General features: G+C 30.7%; 14 protein-coding genes. 12 read left to right on the top strand and 2 right to left on the bottom strand.

Annotated features, from left to right (window positions below; translation table 11 throughout):
• Positions 1-28: 28 nt before the first annotated feature.
• A complete protein-coding gene (locus tag IAI10_RS05865; protein WP_315672355.1) occupies positions 29-751 on the bottom strand; it encodes a glycerophosphodiester phosphodiesterase in 723 nt (240 codons plus the stop codon).
• A gap of 79 nt (positions 752-830) precedes the next feature.
• Complete coding sequence (locus tag IAI10_RS05860) at positions 831-2,804, bottom strand: DEAD/DEAH box helicase (protein WP_315672354.1); 1,974 nt, start codon at positions 2,802-2,804, stop codon at positions 831-833.
• Between the two features lie 201 nt (positions 2,805-3,005).
• Here IAI10_RS05860 and IAI10_RS05855 point away from each other — a divergent pair, with 201 nt between their 5' ends.
• The 12 genes from IAI10_RS05855 (at position 3,006) to IAI10_RS05800 (ending at position 18,878) form a co-directional block, all read left to right on the top strand.
• On the top strand, positions 3,006-3,629 hold the full coding sequence (locus IAI10_RS05855; RefSeq protein WP_315672353.1) for a peptidase G2 autoproteolytic cleavage domain-containing protein: 624 nt from the start codon (positions 3,006-3,008) through the stop codon (positions 3,627-3,629).
• A 387-nt stretch (positions 3,630-4,016) separates the two neighbouring features.
• A complete protein-coding gene (locus tag IAI10_RS05850; RefSeq protein WP_315672352.1) occupies positions 4,017-7,451 on the top strand; it encodes a bulb-type lectin domain-containing protein in 3,435 nt (1,144 codons plus the stop codon).
• A 315-nt stretch (positions 7,452-7,766) separates the two neighbouring features.
• Positions 7,767-9,236: a glycosyltransferase family 39 protein gene (locus IAI10_RS05845; RefSeq protein ID WP_315672351.1), complete on the top strand. Its 1,470-nt coding sequence runs from the start codon at positions 7,767-7,769 to the stop codon at positions 9,234-9,236.
• A gap of 295 nt (positions 9,237-9,531) precedes the next feature.
• A complete protein-coding gene (locus IAI10_RS05840) occupies positions 9,532-10,791 on the top strand; it encodes an O-antigen ligase family protein (RefSeq protein ID WP_315672350.1) in 1,260 nt (419 codons plus the stop codon).
• Between the two features lie 138 nt (positions 10,792-10,929).
• Entirely contained in the window at positions 10,930-11,592 is a 663-nt protein-coding gene (locus tag IAI10_RS05835; RefSeq protein ID WP_315672349.1) for a sugar transferase, read from the top strand.
• A gap of 18 nt (positions 11,593-11,610) precedes the next feature.
• Entirely contained in the window at positions 11,611-12,732 is a 1,122-nt protein-coding gene (locus IAI10_RS05830) for a glycosyltransferase (RefSeq protein WP_315672348.1), read from the top strand.
• Positions 12,733-12,775: 43 nt separating this feature from the next.
• Positions 12,776-13,651 (top strand): glucose-1-phosphate thymidylyltransferase RfbA, encoded by an 876-nt coding sequence (gene rfbA, locus IAI10_RS05825; protein WP_315672347.1) that lies wholly within the window; start codon positions 12,776-12,778, stop codon positions 13,649-13,651.
• Between the two features lie 26 nt (positions 13,652-13,677).
• Complete coding sequence (locus tag IAI10_RS05820; protein ID WP_315672346.1) at positions 13,678-14,970, top strand: O-antigen ligase family protein; 1,293 nt, start codon at positions 13,678-13,680, stop codon at positions 14,968-14,970.
• 26 nt (positions 14,971-14,996) lie between these two features.
• Entirely contained in the window at positions 14,997-16,052 is a 1,056-nt protein-coding gene (gene rfbB, locus IAI10_RS05815; RefSeq protein ID WP_315672345.1) for a dTDP-glucose 4,6-dehydratase, read from the top strand.
• A 13-nt stretch (positions 16,053-16,065) separates the two neighbouring features.
• Positions 16,066-16,635, top strand: coding sequence for a dTDP-4-dehydrorhamnose 3,5-epimerase (gene rfbC, locus IAI10_RS05810; protein WP_315672344.1), 570 nt, complete (start codon positions 16,066-16,068; stop codon positions 16,633-16,635).
• Between the two features lie 12 nt (positions 16,636-16,647).
• Positions 16,648-17,751 carry a glycosyltransferase family 1 protein gene (locus IAI10_RS05805; protein ID WP_315672343.1) on the top strand — a complete coding sequence of 368 codons (1,104 nt, stop codon included), beginning with the start codon at positions 16,648-16,650 and terminating at the stop codon, positions 17,749-17,751.
• A 47-nt stretch (positions 17,752-17,798) separates the two neighbouring features.
• A complete protein-coding gene (locus IAI10_RS05800) occupies positions 17,799-18,878 on the top strand; it encodes a mannose-1-phosphate guanylyltransferase (RefSeq protein WP_315672342.1) in 1,080 nt (359 codons plus the stop codon).
• The last annotated feature ends 59 nt before the right edge of the window (positions 18,879-18,937 follow it).

Below are 18,937 nucleotides of genomic sequence, written 5' to 3'. Positions count from 1 at the left end.
GTTGGGGACGGTTCACAAAAATCAGTAGCTACTGATTTTTGTGAACCGTCCCTCGGTCTGGATAATTTGTTATAATTCCATCTACTCCCCAAGAAATCAATCTTTCAATATCAGAAATTTCATTTACGGTATAAACATTAACTAAGATATTCTTTTTATGAGCTTCACTTATTATTTTTTTATCGATATGCTTAAAATACGGATGAATTGCATCAGCACATACATATCTGCAATACTCAGATGGCTTGTATAAAGTATCAGAATATAAAAGAGCAGTTCTTATATTTTTGCATATTTTTTTGCAATAAACCATTGAATAATGATCGAAGCCCGATAAAATAACATTATGTTCCATAGCATGTTTTTTAATCAAATTAATAAGTTTTTCTTCAATACCTGGATATTTAACATCATTATTTTTTATCTCAAAATTTATCAATATATTATTCTTCTTAGCAAGAATAATAAGCTCTTCTGCGGTAGGGATTCTCTCAGAGTGAAAAGCTGAATTAAACCAAGATCCTGCATCTAGTTTAGACAAAGAAGAAAAGTCATAATCTTTTACATAACCAGTCCCATTAGTGGTTCTATTCACCGTTTCATCGTGGATAAGCACTAACTCACCATCTGATGTCATCTGGACATCAGTTTCAATGGCATCACATCCAAGCTCTATAGCTTTTATAAATGCGGACATAGTATTTTCAGGACAATAGCCGCTTGCCCCTCTATGGGCATAGTTTAAAGTCATATTATCACCTCGTAAAAACATTTGCTGTATACAAAATAACAGCATTGAATATTATATGCAAATTTTTGTGAACCGTCCCCTAACCACGTAAATTATAGCATTTTTCGCAAATGGAATAAATATAATTCCAAGGAAGAACATCTCCGCATAATCTACAACGCTTTTTATGGGTTTTTATTCTATCTTTTAGATACTTGTCAATAAGCATAGCTACACGAGAACGCTCTGAAGATATCCAAAGTTCATCCATTTCAAAATTAAAAGTTTTTGAAAATGAATAGTAAAGATTTATTTTACGATAATAAATTTCAAGGCTGAGCAAATCCTCATTTGGCAATGTAGGTGTAGGCAGAGCTAAACATTCATTATCAGTGAGAAAATTTAAATAATACTGCCAAAGATAAAGAGTTGAATCCTCATTTTCATCAAAGGGGATATTAATGGCTCTAAATACATCTTCCTGAGAAAGCTTTTTATACAAACCTAAATTTTTTATAATATCTATCAAATTAATCAGTCTATCCACATCAATTTTTATGAAAAAATCTTCAGCTGGGCTGATAGAAGTCCAAACTTTAAGCTTATTTTCAAGTTCTCCATCTACCTTTAATATATCATCTGTAGGTGACAGCAATGCCTTAGTAATAGAGTCATCCAAAGAAGTTAAAGATTTTTTTATTATATCCTTATTTTCTTTATAGGTGGAATTAATATAACCTTGTTCATAAATACCTTTTCGTCCCGCACGTCCTGCTATTTGTTTTATTTCAGAAGACACTAAAGGACGTATTTTAATTCCGTCAAATTTTTGATTTTCAAGAAATACGATTCTTTTAATGGGAAGATTTACACCCATTCCTATAGCGTCTGTGGATACCAAAACTTTATTTTCTTTAGATAAAAATTTTTCAAACTGAAGCCTTCTTGTTTCAGGAGGCAAATTACCATAGATAACGCTAGAAGAAATGTTCATTTCCTGAAGCGCAGCAGCAACGGTTAATGCGGATTTTCTTGAAAATACTATTAATGCATCTCCATCATTTACTGATGCAGGGAAATCGAAAGCTGAGTCTTCAACTATAAGCTCCGTATCTCTATGGTGAGGTATTACTTCAAAGGTATCATCGCAATTTTCAATTAAGGTTTTTAGTATTTCAGTAGCGTTAAGTGCGCAACAAACATGAACCTCTTTAGCGCATACACCCAAAATTGCACGAGTCCAAGCGGCACCACGCTGAGCATCACCAAGCATTTGGCATTCATCTATAACCACAACTTCATATTCATTATTAAGATCGACCTTTTCCACAGTGGAAGAGGTGTGCCTTGCGGAACCCACTAAAATTTCTTCTTCACCTGTTTTAAGGTTGCAGGGCACATTTGAAGAATTTAACCTATCGTAAATTTCTAAAGCAAGTAGTCTAAGCGGCGCAAGATATAAACCGCAAGAAGCTTCGGAAAGCCTCTTTATAGATAAAAATGTCTTACCGGAATTAGTAGGACCTTCATGAATAAAAAAGTGGCGTTTTATGCTTCTTGCTTTGATAAATTCATCCTTAGGATGATCGGGAAAGGCTCTTTTTATATCAAAGCTAAGAATTTTTGGAACAAACCTCATTTTGTAAGTGTTAATAATTCCGTTATTATAGTAATATTTTAAATTCTTTTCATTTGAAAGTATTTCATCAAAACCATGAGATATCTTATTCTTTATTTTGTAGCTATCCCAAACCATTTTTGAGGAAGTAAGCATGAGCTTTTTTACAAACTCGGAATCTTTATTGAGAAAATCTAAATTATCCTCTACAACTGAAATGGAAGTCTCCAGCAGCTTTTTTCTTTTTATTTCTTTAGCTTTTAACTTTTTTGTATTGCTGCTGTTTATTTCTTCTAAAAGTTTTTTATTGTGAAAATGCTCAGAACGCAAGGAGTTAATCCAACTTAAATGTCGGATAAAAATATGCTCTGAATCTGCTATATATTTTGTATCATTTGAATTACTTTTTGATTGAAACAATAGATATTCGTCTTTTATGCTAGTTAATAAATTCATATCGAGTACAACTCCTTTAGTTTAATGCTAAATAATTTCATTAAATAAAATATAGGATTTACTAAATTAATATTATTATAAGATAAAAAAAAGAATGATTAAAGTTAGGCTAGGGGACGGTTCACAAAAATTTATAAATATTTTTATAAATTTTTGTGAACCGTCCCCTAAAAAATCATAGAATATAGTGAGGTGATAAAAATGTATGAAGAAGACTATAATGTGGGCAATAATCAAGAAAATGTTATTGAACTTGGCAATAGCGGATTTATAGGCGGATATGCAGAATTGTTTGAAACCGTTGATGGAAAACCAATAGATGTAGGTTACTTTGTTACCTTGGATGGAAGAAAAGTAAAGATAGCCGGTTCCAATGCTAGATATATATTGGGAATAACTACAGAATCGCCAGCAGTGCTCGGAAATAATGGAGACATACGATGGAAAAACAAGTATGTAACCGATGAATGGGGAAAAATAATCTACGAAAATGTAAGGGTACCAAGTCAGCTGGATAATGAAGGAAATCAGATAGTGGCAGAACATATAGAAAAAAGACCTATAGTAAACCCAAATTGGGATAAAGACAAGCAATACATCCCAAGATCACTGAGACCAGAATGGGTATCGGTGGGGCTTCTTGGACAAATGCTTGTAAGAGATGATGGGAGCTGCACTGTTAATGGTTATTGCGTGCCAAATGAAAATGGAGTCGCAACTTCTGCGGCTAGAGGCTACAGGGTACTTGAGAGAACTGGTTCAAATCAAGTATTAATAATGCTGAGATCCACTACATTCAACATTCAATCCACAAAAAGAGAATAATATACGTGTTTTTCCTAAATTTAGAGCTGCAAAGCAATAACAGTTATACGAATTCTATGAAAAGATAGATATTATATTTATAATTAGCCATATACTCTCAAAAAAATAAAATTTATGATTTGAAAATTCACATATATAATAAAATATGCTTTGCAGCGCTATGCTATTGTGGAATAATATATATTTTTATTGAGAAAATTGGAAAATAAAATTAAAAAAAGTATATTTGTTGAGTGAGAAATATAAATATGTTAAAATTTTTTGCAAAAAGTTGTATGACCTTGTAAAATGCTATAAAATAATAATTGAAGAAAAAGTTAACAGGAAAGGAGGAAACCTAATTATGCTATCAAGAATTTATATAAGCAGCAAAAGAGGGGATGAAGGATGAAAAAAACCATATATAAAAATCTAACTAAAATTATTAAAGCAAGCGCTTTAATGGCAATTATAATTTTAATGACTTGTGGCAAGCTCCCTGCAGTTACAACTTTAGCTGATACTGCCAATGTTGCAAACTGTTTAGGAAATGAATTGAAGGCAGGTCAAATATTACAATTTAATCAGTACCTTAAATCTGATGACGGTGATTATACGGCTTCGTTACAACAAAATGGAAATTTAACTGTTTATAATAAGGATAAGACTGTCAAGTTCAATATAGAAACAGGAAATAATCCTAATTTAGATAGTTATAAAATTATCATGCAAAATGGAAATTTAGCTATTTCTAATAATAGTAATGTAACTATATGGAATACACAGTTAAATCAAACTACAAGTAATCAAGCATCATTAAAGTTAGATAACCAAGGAAATCTGCAGATAGTTAACAATAACATTGTAGTTTGGCAAAATAATCAGGTTGTACCACAATCAATCGGAAGCAAGCTCAATATGGGACAAAGTATAAATACAAACCAGTATTTAGCATCAGATAATGGTAATTATACAGCACGTATACAGCAGGATGGTAATTTTGTTGTGTATGATAATTATAAAGCCATATGGGCTACATATAAGTTTTCAAGTAAGGCTTCAAACAGCAATATTCTAATAATGCAAAGTGATGGAAATTTAGTTGCATATGATGGTGAGAGTAAAGCTTTATGGTCATCAGAAACTACTAAAGCAAAAGGAAATAACTTTTCGCTTCAATTAGACAATGATGGGTATTTAAGCGTATTAGCAGATGGAAATACAATTTGGAATAACAAGATTGGTAAATTTGGATCTATCGGAAATACATTATTAATGGGACAAACAATGTGGACTCAGCAATATCTTACTTCAGAAGATGGAAAATATAATGCTGCAATAACGGGAAATGGCAATTTAGTTGTAAGTGATAAGGATGGCAATACAAAATGGTCTACTAATAATAGTAATGCCAATGGCTTTACTGATAATAGACTAGCTATGCAAGTAGATGGAAATGTAGTTATTTATGGTAGTGGATGGAATTCGTTATGGAATTCACAAACAGATACTAATCAAGGCGCAAAATTCTATCTTAAACTTGATAATTGCGGAGTTTTAAGAATTTTTTCTAATGATAAGATGATTTGGAGTAACGATTCAGGAAAGGCTGGATCTATAGGAAGTGTATTAAAATCTGGTGAGACTATGTGGACAGAACAATATTTAACATCTGACAATGGTGAATATACGTTTCATATAGAACCAAGTGGAAAGTTAGTTATATATGATAAAAATAGAAAAGAAGTTTGGACTAGTAATAATAATTCCACTACTGATTTTGTAGACAATAGACTGTCGATGCAAAAAGATGGAAATTTAGTGTTATACGGTAGAAATTGGGATGCTTTGTGGCAGTCTCAGACAAATGGAACACAAAATGCGTTGCTTTCAATGAAGTTAAGTAATGAAGGATATCTATGCATAATTGCAGATGACAAAATAATTTGGGACAGCATAGGATATAAGTTTGAAAATATAGGCAGTAAACTGAGCATGGGACAAACCATTTGGTTAAACCAGTACTTAAGTTCTGAAAATGGCAATTATACTGCTCATCTAGAAAAGGATGGAACTTTCAACATTTACGATAAGGGCAACAACAAGATATGGACAAGCAACAAATTAGGGGATTCTAATTTTATAAGTAATAGACTGAGTTTGCAAAACGATGGAAATTTAGTGGTTTATGGTGAAGGATGGAATATTATATGGAATTCTGGAACTGATAAAGCACAGGGATCACTATTTTCACTTACATTAGATGATGATGGAGAGCTTAGATTATTGTCTGATAATACTATTATATGGGATAGCAGCAGAGGAAAAGTAGGATCGATAGGCGATAGACTTGAAGTGGGGCAAACAATGTATACTACTCAGTATTTAACATCTTACAATGGCGAATATACATTACGAATTCAACAAGATGGTAATCTAGTGATATACGATAAAAATAATAATCCAGTATGGGCCACATATAGTTATTCGGATAAAAATTTTACTGATAATAAACTAGTGCTAAGCGAAAATGGAAATTTGACTGTTACTGGGCAGAACTCCCAAGTGCTTTGGCAATCAGCCACAGGCAAAGTTACCAACAATTCATTTTATTTAAAATTGGACAATAATGGTGACTTACGCTTGTTTGAAAATAACAACATGATATGGAATAGTAATGGTGGAAAAATCCAATCGATAGGCAACAGTTTAAAATCCGGGCAAACTATTTGGACAACTCAATACTTAATGTCCGAAAATGAGAAATATAGATTAATTATTCAAGATGATGGCAATTTGGTTATCTATGATAATAACAATAAGCCTATTTGGGCAGCATATTCATTTGGAAGCTCTGATTTTACTGATAATAGACTTAGTCTTCAAAGCGATGGAAATTTAGTTGTTTATGGGGATAAGTGGAATTCTTTATGGTACACAAAAACTGATCACACAAACAATAATTCATTATTGCTTAGGTTAGATGATGATGGTGACTTGAGATTATTTGCTGATAGTAAATTAATATGGGATAGTAATAGAGGAAAAGTAGGTTCTATCGGTAGCGAGTTAAATATGGGTCAGGTTATGTGGACTACTCAGTATTTAGTTTCTGATGATGGTAAGTATACTCTTAACCTTCAAGGAGACGGGAATTTAGTAATTTATGATCAAAAACATAATGCTGTATGGGCTAGTTATAGGTTAAACAATACTGGATTCACTGATAATAGATTGAGTATTCAAAATGATGGTAACTTGGTTGTATATGGTAACGATTGGAACTGTTTATGGAATTCAAGTACAAATCAAGGTGGAGGTCACAAATTTTCGCTAAAACTTGGAGATAATGGATGTCTGTATATTGTTAAAGATGGATATTGGATATGGGCTAGCGATACAGTTATCAACAGAAGGGTTCAGGTTGATGTATATGCTACAAAGTATCTGGGATGTCCGTACTTATGGGGCGGAACTGGTTCTCCATTAACTCAAGCTGACATTAACATGAATAGGGGAACTGATCATGATCTAACAGGAATGGAAAAGTATATTGGAATGCAGGCATTTGATTGCTCAGGTTTTGTACAGTATGTTTATAAAAATTTTGGGTATAACCTAGGAAGAACTACTTATGATCAAATCTATAATGGAGTAGACGTTCACAAAAATGCTTTACAACCAGGAGATATACTTTTCTTCGGGGATTATTCTGCACCTCATCATGAAGCTATATATTTAGGTAATGGATTGCTTATTGAGGCACCAGAAAGCAGAGCTTTTGTTCAAATAGTTCAATTAAGCTCAAAAGATGACTTTTGTAGAGCTAGAAGGATTATATAGAATTCATAAAAAAATTATGTTTGCAAAATAAAGTGTAAAAGGTTTGTAGATTGTTTAATATACCAATAGTCTACAAGCCTTTTATATTAGCAACAAAAGGGATATTGTAGCACAAGAGAACTATTTATACTAAAGTTTATAGGTTTAAGTACGGAAAAAGCATGCTTAAAAAGAGCAATGTTTAAGTGTAAGGTCTGAATCAATTGGTGAATTATTGAAAATTGATAAAATAATAATTCTAGTGTATAATCTTATAATATGATTTTATATTTTTAAATACAGCATTATAATTAAACTAGGAGGAAACTAAATTATATGTTTCTATTAATTGAGAAAGCTATAACGAAATTATATCTAATATTAGAAAAATATTATTATATTTTTTTAGCGTTAGCAATGTTAGTACTGGGTATTGGACTATTTTATAAGCTGGGCATAGCTAATATTAAAGATTGGGATGAAGCTAGACATGGTGTTAATGCTTATGAAATGTTACGAAATCATAATTATGTTGTAAATACGTACATGGGAAGTAATGATTATTGGAACCTAAAGCCTCCTGTAAGCTATTGGTTTATAATATTTGGCTATAAAATATTTGGCTATAATCCTTTAGGATTACGTTTTTTTTCTGCCTTGGCAATATTACTTACTTCGACAATAATAGTGTTTTTTGCTAAATATAGACACGGAAGGATAGCATCATTAATAACCATGTTGGCATTTATGACTTTTCAGCCAATAATCACAGATCATTGGGGAAGAACAGGTGATGCTGATGCGATTTACATATTGTTTTTTACTATTTCTATAATTTCTATGTTATTAATAGAGAAAAATATTAAATTTTTATATATTTCAGGACTAGCTTTTTCTATAGCATTTCTGACTAAGAGTTTTCATGCTATAGTAATCGCAGTGATAATTGGTCTTTACTTGATTTTATCTAAAAGGCTGTTTAAATTAAAGCTTAAAGAGTTTTTTATATTCTTAATGGCATCATTTTTGCCAATATTAATATGGGGAGTCTTTAGATATTTCAATGACGGATTTACATTCTTTAAGCAAATGATAGATTATGATTTACTAAATAGAAGTTCTAATGCAATAGAAGGACATGTCGGTGATAAGTGGTTCTATGTCAATGTGTTTACAAGTAATTATCTGTATTGGACTTTTTTGTTATTTTCTGGCTTGGTAGCATATTTAGTTTTAAACGATAATGAAAAAATAAAAGAAAGATTTAAGTATATTATAGGTGTAATTTTATGGATAGTAGTTCCATTTGCATTATTTTCAAAAGCGAAAACTAAATTAGGGTGGTATGTATATTGCATTGTTCCACCGTTAGCTATCTGTATAGGAGCGTTTACAGGTAAATTAGCTAAAGAGAAGAAAAAAAATGTTTTTTTGCAGGGACTATTAATATTTATGGTGATTTTCTCATCAGCCTTATATGAATCTAAAATTGTGCATTATATAAAAACACAAAATGAAGATAGTTTGCAGGTTACTTTAAGAGAACTAGGTCATAAAAATGAATATAAGGGAGCTAATATATACATAGGCGACAAAGGATCTGATTGGAGTCAAAGCGAATATTTATCAGCACTGCTGTATTCTGATTTATATGCAAAGAAAACTGGAATAGATGGTTTTGAAAATGACAGCACAAAAAATAGTTTGATGCTTATAAGAAAAACTGATGAAAGTAATAAAATAATAGATTCTAATAATTTCAAAATCGTAATAGATGAAAATGGTTATTGTATAGTGAAGAAATAAATAGAATAAAAATAATTCATTATATGTGCAAGAGAGCACATTACATTAAAATTATTTTCATAAAAAAGTGACAAAACTAAATCGTTAAAAACAATTGACTTTACATTTATCACATATATAAATATAATTATATATGTGATTTTTTTTAATAGCGAACTTTTTGGAATATATGTAAGTATATATCTATATGCCCATTAGAGGTCAACATAAATTAATTTATATTGGAAAAATCAATAGGCATTTGTTATACAAAAGGAATATTATCAAGTAGAATTAAAGTATACTGGAGGATTATATGAAAAAAAATGACTTTATAATGACAACTCTTATAAGTATTTATGTATTATTTTTAGCAATAGTTCCTAATGGAAAAATAGAATGGATATTAAATTTGGTTTTATTGCTTATGGGAATGATATATTTATTAGAGCTTGTGATTGATAAAGAAATAAGAAAAAATTTCTTAGATAATTACAAGTCTATTATGTGCGAATTCTTTACTATTTTATTTACTATTTTTATTATTCTAATGATATTGACCTCGTTTCTTTCTACGGACAGGATAGTTTCATTTAAAGAAACATCGAGATATATTATATACTATTTTACTTATTTTATAATAAGGTTCAGAATAAATAAAAGTTATATGCATGAGACTATAATAAAAGTTTATTACATAAGTGTTACATTAGTTTGTTTAATAGGAATGTATAAATTTTTCGACCAAAGTAATCTTTTGCAATCTATAAAATACGCATTAAGCAATTCCAACTCACTCAATACATCAAGAGTTTCATCTACCTTGCAATATCCAAATACATTTGCAGCGTATCTTATATTAGCAATTTTTCCAGTAATATTAGAAGCCGCTTATTCAAAAGGTAAGTACAAGATTATATTTATGCTATTAACATTGTTAATAACAGTAAATTTAGCACTTACTTTTTCTAGAAATGGGTTGTTGGCTTTTGCAATTGGAATTTTAATAATATCAATGGTTTATAACTGGAAATTTGTTTTCTTATATACAATTCCGATTGTATATATATCAATAAGTCCAACATTAATGTCAAGAATAAAGCAAATAATAAATATTGGTTACAATCAGGGAAGAATGAATTTATGGAGATTAGCAGAAAAAATGATAAATGAACATTTTTTCTGGGGAGTAGGAAGTGGTAATTTTATTAAAATGTACTCCCAATACATAAAAAAATATCCACAATTTAAGTGGTATGATACACAGCCATTACCGCCTCATAATTCATATATAAGAGCTTTTGTTGAAATGGGAATTTTTACAGCAGTAGTTTTTTTAATAATGTGCTTTGATATGCTAAAAGCGGTCTATTATGCAAAAGACAAGGCTACTGGAATCACTAAGAATTTTTTTAATGGATTCCTAATATCAACTACATGCTTTCTTATGATGAATTGCTTTGATGATTTGTTTTATGTTCCTAAAGTAACTATGACATTCTTCATATTTGTTTTTGTTGCATATTCCATGGGAGTAGGAAAATCAAAAAATAAAATTACTAACATGAATAATTAGAAATATTAAGTACAAAAGTATAAAAGTGTTAATTCTGATCACAAGTTGATAGTTATGAATTTGTGTGGTAACATAGTGAATTGTAATGATTAGAGAGTAATACTATATTGAAATTTATTACAACGGGAGGATAATAAAGTGGATGAAGAAAACAATATAGATAAAATTAGCTACAGTGATTGTAAGAAACCAAGGTTTTATTACGGATTTGTAAAAAGATTTTTGGATATATTCGGATCTTTGGTTGGCATAGTTATTTTAGTGCCCACTTATATAATATTTGGAATAATTATAAAATTAGATTCTCCTGGTCCTATAATATTTAGACATAAACGAATAGGACAAGGAGGAAAGGAAATAAAAGTATTTAAATTTAGGACTATGGTACAAAATGCTGATCAGGTTTTAAATAATTTATCTAAAGAACAAAAGGAAGAATACAAGGAGAATTTTAAATTAGATAATGATCCTAGAATAACTAAAGTTGGAAAATTCTTGAGAGAAACAAGTATTGATGAATTACCTCAATTTATTAATATTTTAGTTGGTCAAATGTCTTTAGTTGGACCAAGACCTATAGTTAAAAGAGAGGTTGAGAAATACGGAATTTATGCAGAAAAGTTATTTAGTGTAAGACCAGGATTAACAGGTAACTGGCAAGCAAATGGAAGAAGTGAAACTACATATCAAGAAAGAATTATGTTAGATATGGACTACATAAACAATAGAAGTTTATGGAAGGACTTTATTATTTTGCTGAAAACAGTAATAGTGGTCTTTAATAAGGACGGAGCAAAGTAAATATAAGAGGTGAAATTAATGGATTTAGCAATCGTACATGAATGGCTTACTAATATGGGAGGTTCGGAAAGACTTATTGTAAATTTTAAGGAACTTTATCCTGACGCACCTATTTATACAACAATATATAATCCTGAGAAATTGGATAAAGAGTTAAGAGATATAGATGTAAGGACATCTTTTTTGCAAAATAAAAGAGGAGCTAAAAATCATCATCAAAGATATTTCCCCTTTATGCCAATGGCTTTTGAAAGTTTTGATCTCACGCAGTATGATGTTGTATTAAGCAGTAGCACATCTTGTGCTAAAGGGGTTATAACTAGGCCTGATACTATGCATATATGCTATTGCAATAGTCCTATGCGATACGGATGGGAATTTTATTATCAGTATATAGAACATGATGTGAATAGCAAAATAAAAAAGCATTTGCTCAAGTATTTAATGAACTATATGAGGCTTTGGGATAGGTTAAGTTCAGATAGAGTAGACTACTTTATTGCTAACTCTGAAAATGTTGCAAGAAGAATTTGGAAACACTATAGACGTGAATCCGTAGTAATTCATCCTGCCGTTAGAACTAAATTATTTAATATAAGTGAAACAGATGAAGATTACTATTTAATTGTATCAAGGTTAGTCCCATATAAAAAAGTAGATTTAGCAGTTAAGGTTTTTAATGAATTAAAACTTCCTTTAGTAATAATAGGGGATGGAAGTGAAAGAAAAAAAATGGAAGCTTACGCCAATGATAATATTAAGTTTTTAGGAAGACAGCCGGATTCAGTTATAGAAGAGTATTATTCAAAATGCAGAGCGTTTTTGTTTCCTGGTGAAGAGGACTTTGGTATAACACCTTTAGAAGCGCAAGCTAGTGGAAGACCGGTAATAGCTTATGGCAAAGGTGGAGCACTTGAAACGGTATTAGATGGAGTTACTGGTGTATTCTTTAAAGAACAAACAGAATCAGATTTAAAGGATGCTATAAAAAGATTTGAAAAAATGAGCTTTGATAAAAATATAATTCGTGAGCATTCTCAAAAGTTTGATGAAGAAATATTTAAAGAAAAAATCAATAATTATGTAAATGAATGCTATGAAGAATTTAAAAATACAAAAAAATGGAGAGTTATTAAATAAAATTATCTAAAATAGTTTTATTCAAAACAGGAGGAATGTTTGAATGAAAGGAATCATATTAGCTGGTGGATCAGGTACGAGACTGTATCCTCTAACCAAGGCAGTTTCTAAACAAATACTACCTATATATGACAAACCTATGATATATTATCCTTTATCTGTGCTAATGCTTGCAGGAATAAGAGAGATTCTTATAATTTCTACACCTAGAGATTTACCTCTATTCAAGGAATTACTAGGTGATGGAAAACATATTGGATTAAGTATTCAGTATGCTGTTCAAGATGAACCAAGAGGACTAGCAGATGCTTTCATAGTTGGAGAAAAATTTATAGGTAATGATAAAGTAGCATTAGTACTGGGAGATAATATATTTTATGGCTATGGTTTTACTGAAAGACTTAAAAATGCAGTAGAGAGAGAAGAAGGGGCAACTATATTTGGTTATCATGTCAGCAGCCCACAGGAATTTGGGGTGGTTGAATTTGATGAAAACAATAATGTGGTATCTTTAGAAGAAAAACCTAAAAACCCGAAGTCAAATTTTGCAGTGCCAGGTTTGTATTTTTATGATGAAAAAGTAGTGGATATAGCTAAAAATGTAAGACCTTCTTCACGTGGAGAAATAGAGATAACTTCAGTTAATCAAGAGTATCTAAATGATGGCAAATTAAAAGTTGAATTATTTGGTCGTGGTATGGCATGGTTAGATACAGGAACTCATCGTGGGCTGTTAAATGCTTCAAATTTTGTAGAAGCAATACAAACAAGGCAGGGGTTATATGTAGCGTGCATTGAGGAAATAGCATATAGAAATGGATTTATTGATGAGATTCAATTGCTAAAATTAGCTGAACCATTAAAAAAGACCGAATATGGTAAATATTTAGAAGCAATTGCTTTGCATAAAAATATATGAAAGATTTATATGGGTGGAGTGTTAAAATGAAAAAAGATAAACTTCTGATGACTAGTATTATTTTATCCTTAGTACTGACAATTGTTTTAGGAAATAGCGCTACTTTTGATATCTCTGGTGGTCTTTATAAGGGGATGCCTATAAAAATTACTGAATTGTTAATGGGAATTAATTTAGTAATATTATTGATTAAGAAAAGAAACAATATTACTCTTATAAAGTCCTTTAATATTTTATTTATATGGATTGCATATGGACTGTTGATGATTTTAGTTAATTCCTATAATTTCGGATATACTTTTAAACAAATGGCTTATGGGGCACTATATGCATTTAGATTAGCATTTTATATGATATATGTTTATTATGTTATAAATTATTTTAAGGATTTAAAGTTTAAATTTGGAAAGCTAACAGATATTTATGTTTATTCTTATTCGGCTGTGGCATTTATAGGTATACTTCAATTAATTTTTTATCCTAAAGCTGTAGATTTTTATGCACTATTGAAAAATTTTCATATATATTTATTAAATCCCGATCCTCACGAGAATAGACTTATATCTACTTATTTAGATCCTAATTTCCTTGGAACAATAAGCTCTATTCCTATAATTGTATGTTTGGCAAAGCTAATAACTCACGATTTTTCAAAGCATCTTAAAAAAGGTTTGATGTATATAGTTTTCTTAATATTGCTTACTTTTATGGTAGCTTTAACAGTTTCTAGATCAGGTATAGGTACACTAATGGTATCTTTATTTATTTTTGTGTTAGCATCCGTAAGAATAGAGAACAGAAAATTGTATATTGAGAACTTTAAAAGATTTTTCATAGCAATTTTGGGCATGGTGGCTATAATATTCACTTCCTATTATTTGAGTCATTCTCATGTCGTAAAAAGAATTGTAGAGATAAAAACTGATCCCTCTGCTCAAGCTAGAGTTGTTAGCTGGACTCAAGCTACAAAAGTAATTCAAAAAAATAATCCTATTTTTGGTGTAGGCTATAATATGTATGGATTTGTAAAAGGAGCTACTGATAGAGTTACATCTTTTGGTGTAGATTCAAGTATAATGCTTATACTTGCAACTACAGGTGCAATTGGAATTATAATATTTGCATTGTATGTGTTAAGTACATTAAAGAACATATTTGTAATTAGAAATACTAAAAACTTTTATGTCGGAAATGCTGTAATGGCAGTGTTCATAGGATCTATAGCGGGGTCAAACTTTAATAATTTATTATTCTATCCGCTTTGGCTGTTACCATTTTTCGTATTATCAAATTATTATATTTTAGTTAATAAAGATTAAAATATTCTTATATTTTGGAGGGAAAAATGAAAAAATACTTAGTAACTGGAGGAGCTGGATTTATAGGCTCAAACTTTGTACATTATATGCTTAATAAGTATGAAGATATAAAAATTATAAATCTTGACAAGCTTACTTATGCTGGAAATTTGGAGAATCTAAAGAAAGTAGAGAATAATAAAAAGTATACTTTTATTCATGGGGATATATGCGATAAAGAATTAGTGGAAAAGATTTTTAAGGATTATGATATAGATTATGTAGTTAACTTTGCAGCAGAATCTCATGTTGACAGAAGTATAAGAAATCCAGAGGTTTTCGCAAATACTAATGTATTAGGAACTGTTAATCTTTTAAATGCTGCTAAAAATGCTTGGGATGAAGGAACAAGCTTTGCGGAAGGTAAGAAATATCTACAGGTATCTACGGATGAGGTATACGGATCCTTAGGAGAAGAGGGATATTTTACAGAGGTTACACCGCTAGATTCTCACAGCCCCTATTCTTCTAGTAAGGCTGGTGCAGATTTAATGGTAAAAGCCTACTGGGATACTTATAAAATGCCTGTAAATATAACAAGATGCTCCAATAATTATGGACCATACCAATTTCCAGAAAAATTAATTCCCTTGATAATAAACAATTGCTTAAATCATAAAAACCTTCCTATATATGGGGACGGAATGAATATAAGGGATTGGCTTTTTGTAGAAGATCATTGTAAGGCCATAGATATGGTTATAAATGGTGGAAAGCTTGGAGAAGTTTACAATGTAGGTGGTCATAATGAAAGAACTAACCTTCATATAGTAAAAACCATAATAGCTTACCTAAGCGAAAAAGTTGATAGTTCAATATCAGAAGAACTTATTGTTCATGTAGAAGATAGAAAAGGGCATGACAGAAGATATGGAATTGACCCAGCAAAGATTAAGAATGAACTAGGATGGTATCCAGAAACTAAATTTGAAGATGGGATAAAAAAAACTATACAATGGTATTTAGATAATAAAAATTGGATGGAAAACATAACCTCTGGTGAATATCAGAGCTATTATGAAAAAATGTATAGTAATAAATAGGGGGATGTTCAAGGTGAGTAAATTTAACTTTATAAAGACACCTATAGAAGGAGTTTTTGTAATAGAACCTACAGTTTTTGGGGATAACAGAGGCTATTTTATGGAGACTTACAATTATGGTGAGTTTAGCGAAAACGGATTAGGTATGACCTTTGTTCAAGATAATCAGTCAAAATCAAAAAAGGGAGTGCTTAGGGGACTTCACTTTCAAACCCAATATTCCCAAGGAAAACTAGTCAGAGTAATTAAAGGCGAAGTATTTGATGTGGCTGTGGATCTTAGAAAAAATTCAGCTACTTATGGAAAATGGTACGGAGTTTGCTTAAGTGATGAAAATAAGAAACAGTTCTATGTGCCGGAAGGCTTTGCTCATGGATTCTTGGTATTATCAGATCAAGCTGAATTTGTATATAAATGTACCCAGCTATATCATCCTGAATTTGAGGGCGGGATTGCATGGAATGACCCGAATATAAATATTGAATGGCCATTAGAAGGAATAGATGAAATTCTCCTTTCAGAAAAAGATAAAAAAGCACCGATTTTGAAAGATGCCAAGATTGAATTTTCCATTAATAAGTAGGAGAGTAATACTATGAAAAATTTAAAAGATATAATCATTGATGCTAGAATGGTTACTCATCAGCTTCATGGTATAGGTAGGTATACTTATGAACTTATTAAGAGAGTATCTAGTACCTCTGAACTGAATTTGAAGCTTTTGGTTAATGATGTGAACTTAGGAAAAGAAATATTTGGTGAATTCAAAAATGTTGAGTTTATTGTAATGAAAAGTAAATTTATTTCACTGCAGGAGCAGATTGAACTTCCAAGAGTGATAAACAGATATAAGGGAAAAGCTATATTTCACTCACCTTCCTTTGTAGGAAGTCCATTTATAAAAATTAATACAATAATGACAATACATGATTTGAACCACTTAAGATTCCCTCAGTTTTATAGTCCATTTCATAAATATTATTACAAATTTATAGTTAAAACTTCAGCTAGAAAAACAGCTAAGCTGTTAACTGGTTCTGAGTTTGCTAAAGATGAACTTTTAGAATGGCTAGAATGTGATGAAAGTAAAATTGTAGTGGCTTATGACGGAATAGATAAAAGATTTAGCTTGATAGAAGATAAAGATAAACTAGAAAGCGTAAGAAAAAAATACAAATTACCAGATAGATTTATTCTATATATTGGCAATCAGAAACCTCATAAGAATGTTGAGACTATAATAAGCTCAATGAAGTATATTGATGAGGTTAAGTTTGTGATAAATGGCAAAGGAAATGAATCTATTAACAAAGCAATAAGTGATAATAAGGTTGAAGATAAAATTTTGAAAATAGGATTTGTAGATGAAGAAGATTTACCCTATGTTTATAATTTAGCTACAGTATTTACGTTTCCATCTTTATATGAAGGGTTTGGTCTGCCTCCTTTGGAAGCTATGGCTTGTGGATGTCCAACAGTAGTTTCAAACACAAGTTCTTTGCCTGAAGTTGTTGGTGAGGCTGCCTTGAAGGTAGAAGCTAAGGATGATAAGGCCTTTGCTGATGCAATAAATCAACTATTAACAGATGAAAAATTAAGAGAGAACCTAATTCAATCTGGAATGGAAAGAGTAAAGAAGTTTTCGTGGGACAAAATGGTTGAGGATACAATAAAGGTTTATATGGAAGCAATGAATTAGGAATTATAATATATATTTAAATAGAGTATAGGAAAGAAGGAATGCAGATGCTATGTGCACTTATAATGGCGGGAGGCAGAGGAGAGAGGTTCTGGCCATTATCTACAGATGATAAACCTAAACAGTTTTTAAAGTTAATTGGTGATAAGACTATGCTGCAAATGACAGTAGACAGAATAAAAAGAGTCATACCAATGGATAGAATATTTATAGTAACTGGTAAAGTTTATACGGAACTTGTAAAAGAACAATTGCCAGACATTTTAGAAAGAAACATAATAGTGGAGCCAATAGGTAGAAACACAGCGCCATGCATTGCACTTTCTGCAAAGTATATAAAAGGCATATATGAGGATTCAGTTTTGGCTGTACTACCTTCCGATCATCTTGTAAAAAATGATGAGAGATTTAACGAAATATTACTGGAAGGCTATAAGTTTGTAAAAGAAAAGCCAGAAAATATCATAACTATAGGAATTACTCCTGACAGACCTGAAACAGGATATGGTTATATAAAGTACAGCAATGAAGAGGATAAGGCAGCAGCAAATGATGCCGCAATAGATGCAGAAAATTCTATCATAATGCCAGTAGAGGCATTCATAGAAAAACCTAATCTTGAAAAGGCAAAAGAGTATTTGGAAGACGGAAAATATCTTTGGAATGCAGGTATGTTTATATGGAATATAGATAATATACTAAACCTTACACAAAAACATCTGCCTGATACATACAAAATTATAGAAAGTATTGAAGTGGATGAAAAAGTATTTAATGAGGAGTGTAATGAAAAATATCCTTTAGTAGAAAACATATCAGTAGATTATGGTATAATGGAAAAGACCGAAAATATATATGTCATTCCAGGAGACTTTGGCTGGGATGATGTAGGAAGCTGGTTTGCTATAGAAAGATATAGCGATAAGGACGAAAACAATAATGTTCATAAGGGAAATATAAGTAGTATAGATTCTAAAGATAATCTGGTTATATCTACCCAAAAGCCTATTGTTGTAGTAGGGGCAGAAGAACTTTTAATTGTAGAAAGCGATGATCTCATCTTTGTTTGTAAGAAAGATCAAATAAAGAATATAAGAGAAATAAAAAAAACTATAGTTAGTAAGTAAATTTTATAAAAGTTATATTATATAAATATAGTTATATTCAAATAATAAATTACAGGTAA

Origin of the sequence: Clostridium sp. 19966, from assembly GCF_032335695.1 — a bacterium.
Taxonomy (GTDB): Bacteria; Bacillota; Clostridia; order Clostridiales; family Clostridiaceae; genus JACTOJ01.
This window is presented reverse-complemented; position numbering and strand designations above follow the sequence as displayed.

Coding starts and splice junctions, on each gene's coding strand:
- IAI10_RS05850 (WP_315672352.1), top strand. CDS start 4,017: ATGAAAAAAACCATATATAAAAATCTAACTAAAATTATTAAAGCAAGC.
- IAI10_RS05820 (WP_315672346.1), top strand. CDS start 13,678: ATGAAAAAAGATAAACTTCTGATGACTAGTATTATTTTATCCTTAGTA.
- rfbB (WP_315672345.1), top strand. CDS start 14,997: ATGAAAAAATACTTAGTAACTGGAGGAGCTGGATTTATAGGCTCAAAC.
- IAI10_RS05865 (WP_315672355.1), bottom strand. CDS start 751: ATGACTTTAAACTATGCCCATAGAGGGGCAAGCGGCTATTGTCCTGAA.
- IAI10_RS05830 (WP_315672348.1), top strand. CDS start 11,611: ATGGATTTAGCAATCGTACATGAATGGCTTACTAATATGGGAGGTTCG.
- IAI10_RS05840 (WP_315672350.1), top strand. CDS start 9,532: ATGAAAAAAAATGACTTTATAATGACAACTCTTATAAGTATTTATGTA.
- IAI10_RS05800 (WP_315672342.1), top strand. CDS start 17,799: ATGCTATGTGCACTTATAATGGCGGGAGGCAGAGGAGAGAGGTTCTGG.
- IAI10_RS05855 (WP_315672353.1), top strand. CDS start 3,006: ATGTATGAAGAAGACTATAATGTGGGCAATAATCAAGAAAATGTTATT.
- rfbA (WP_315672347.1), top strand. CDS start 12,776: ATGAAAGGAATCATATTAGCTGGTGGATCAGGTACGAGACTGTATCCT.
- IAI10_RS05805 (WP_315672343.1), top strand. CDS start 16,648: ATGAAAAATTTAAAAGATATAATCATTGATGCTAGAATGGTTACTCAT.
- IAI10_RS05845 (WP_315672351.1), top strand. CDS start 7,767: ATGTTTCTATTAATTGAGAAAGCTATAACGAAATTATATCTAATATTA.
- IAI10_RS05860 (WP_315672354.1), bottom strand. CDS start 2,804: ATGAATTTATTAACTAGCATAAAAGACGAATATCTATTGTTTCAATCA.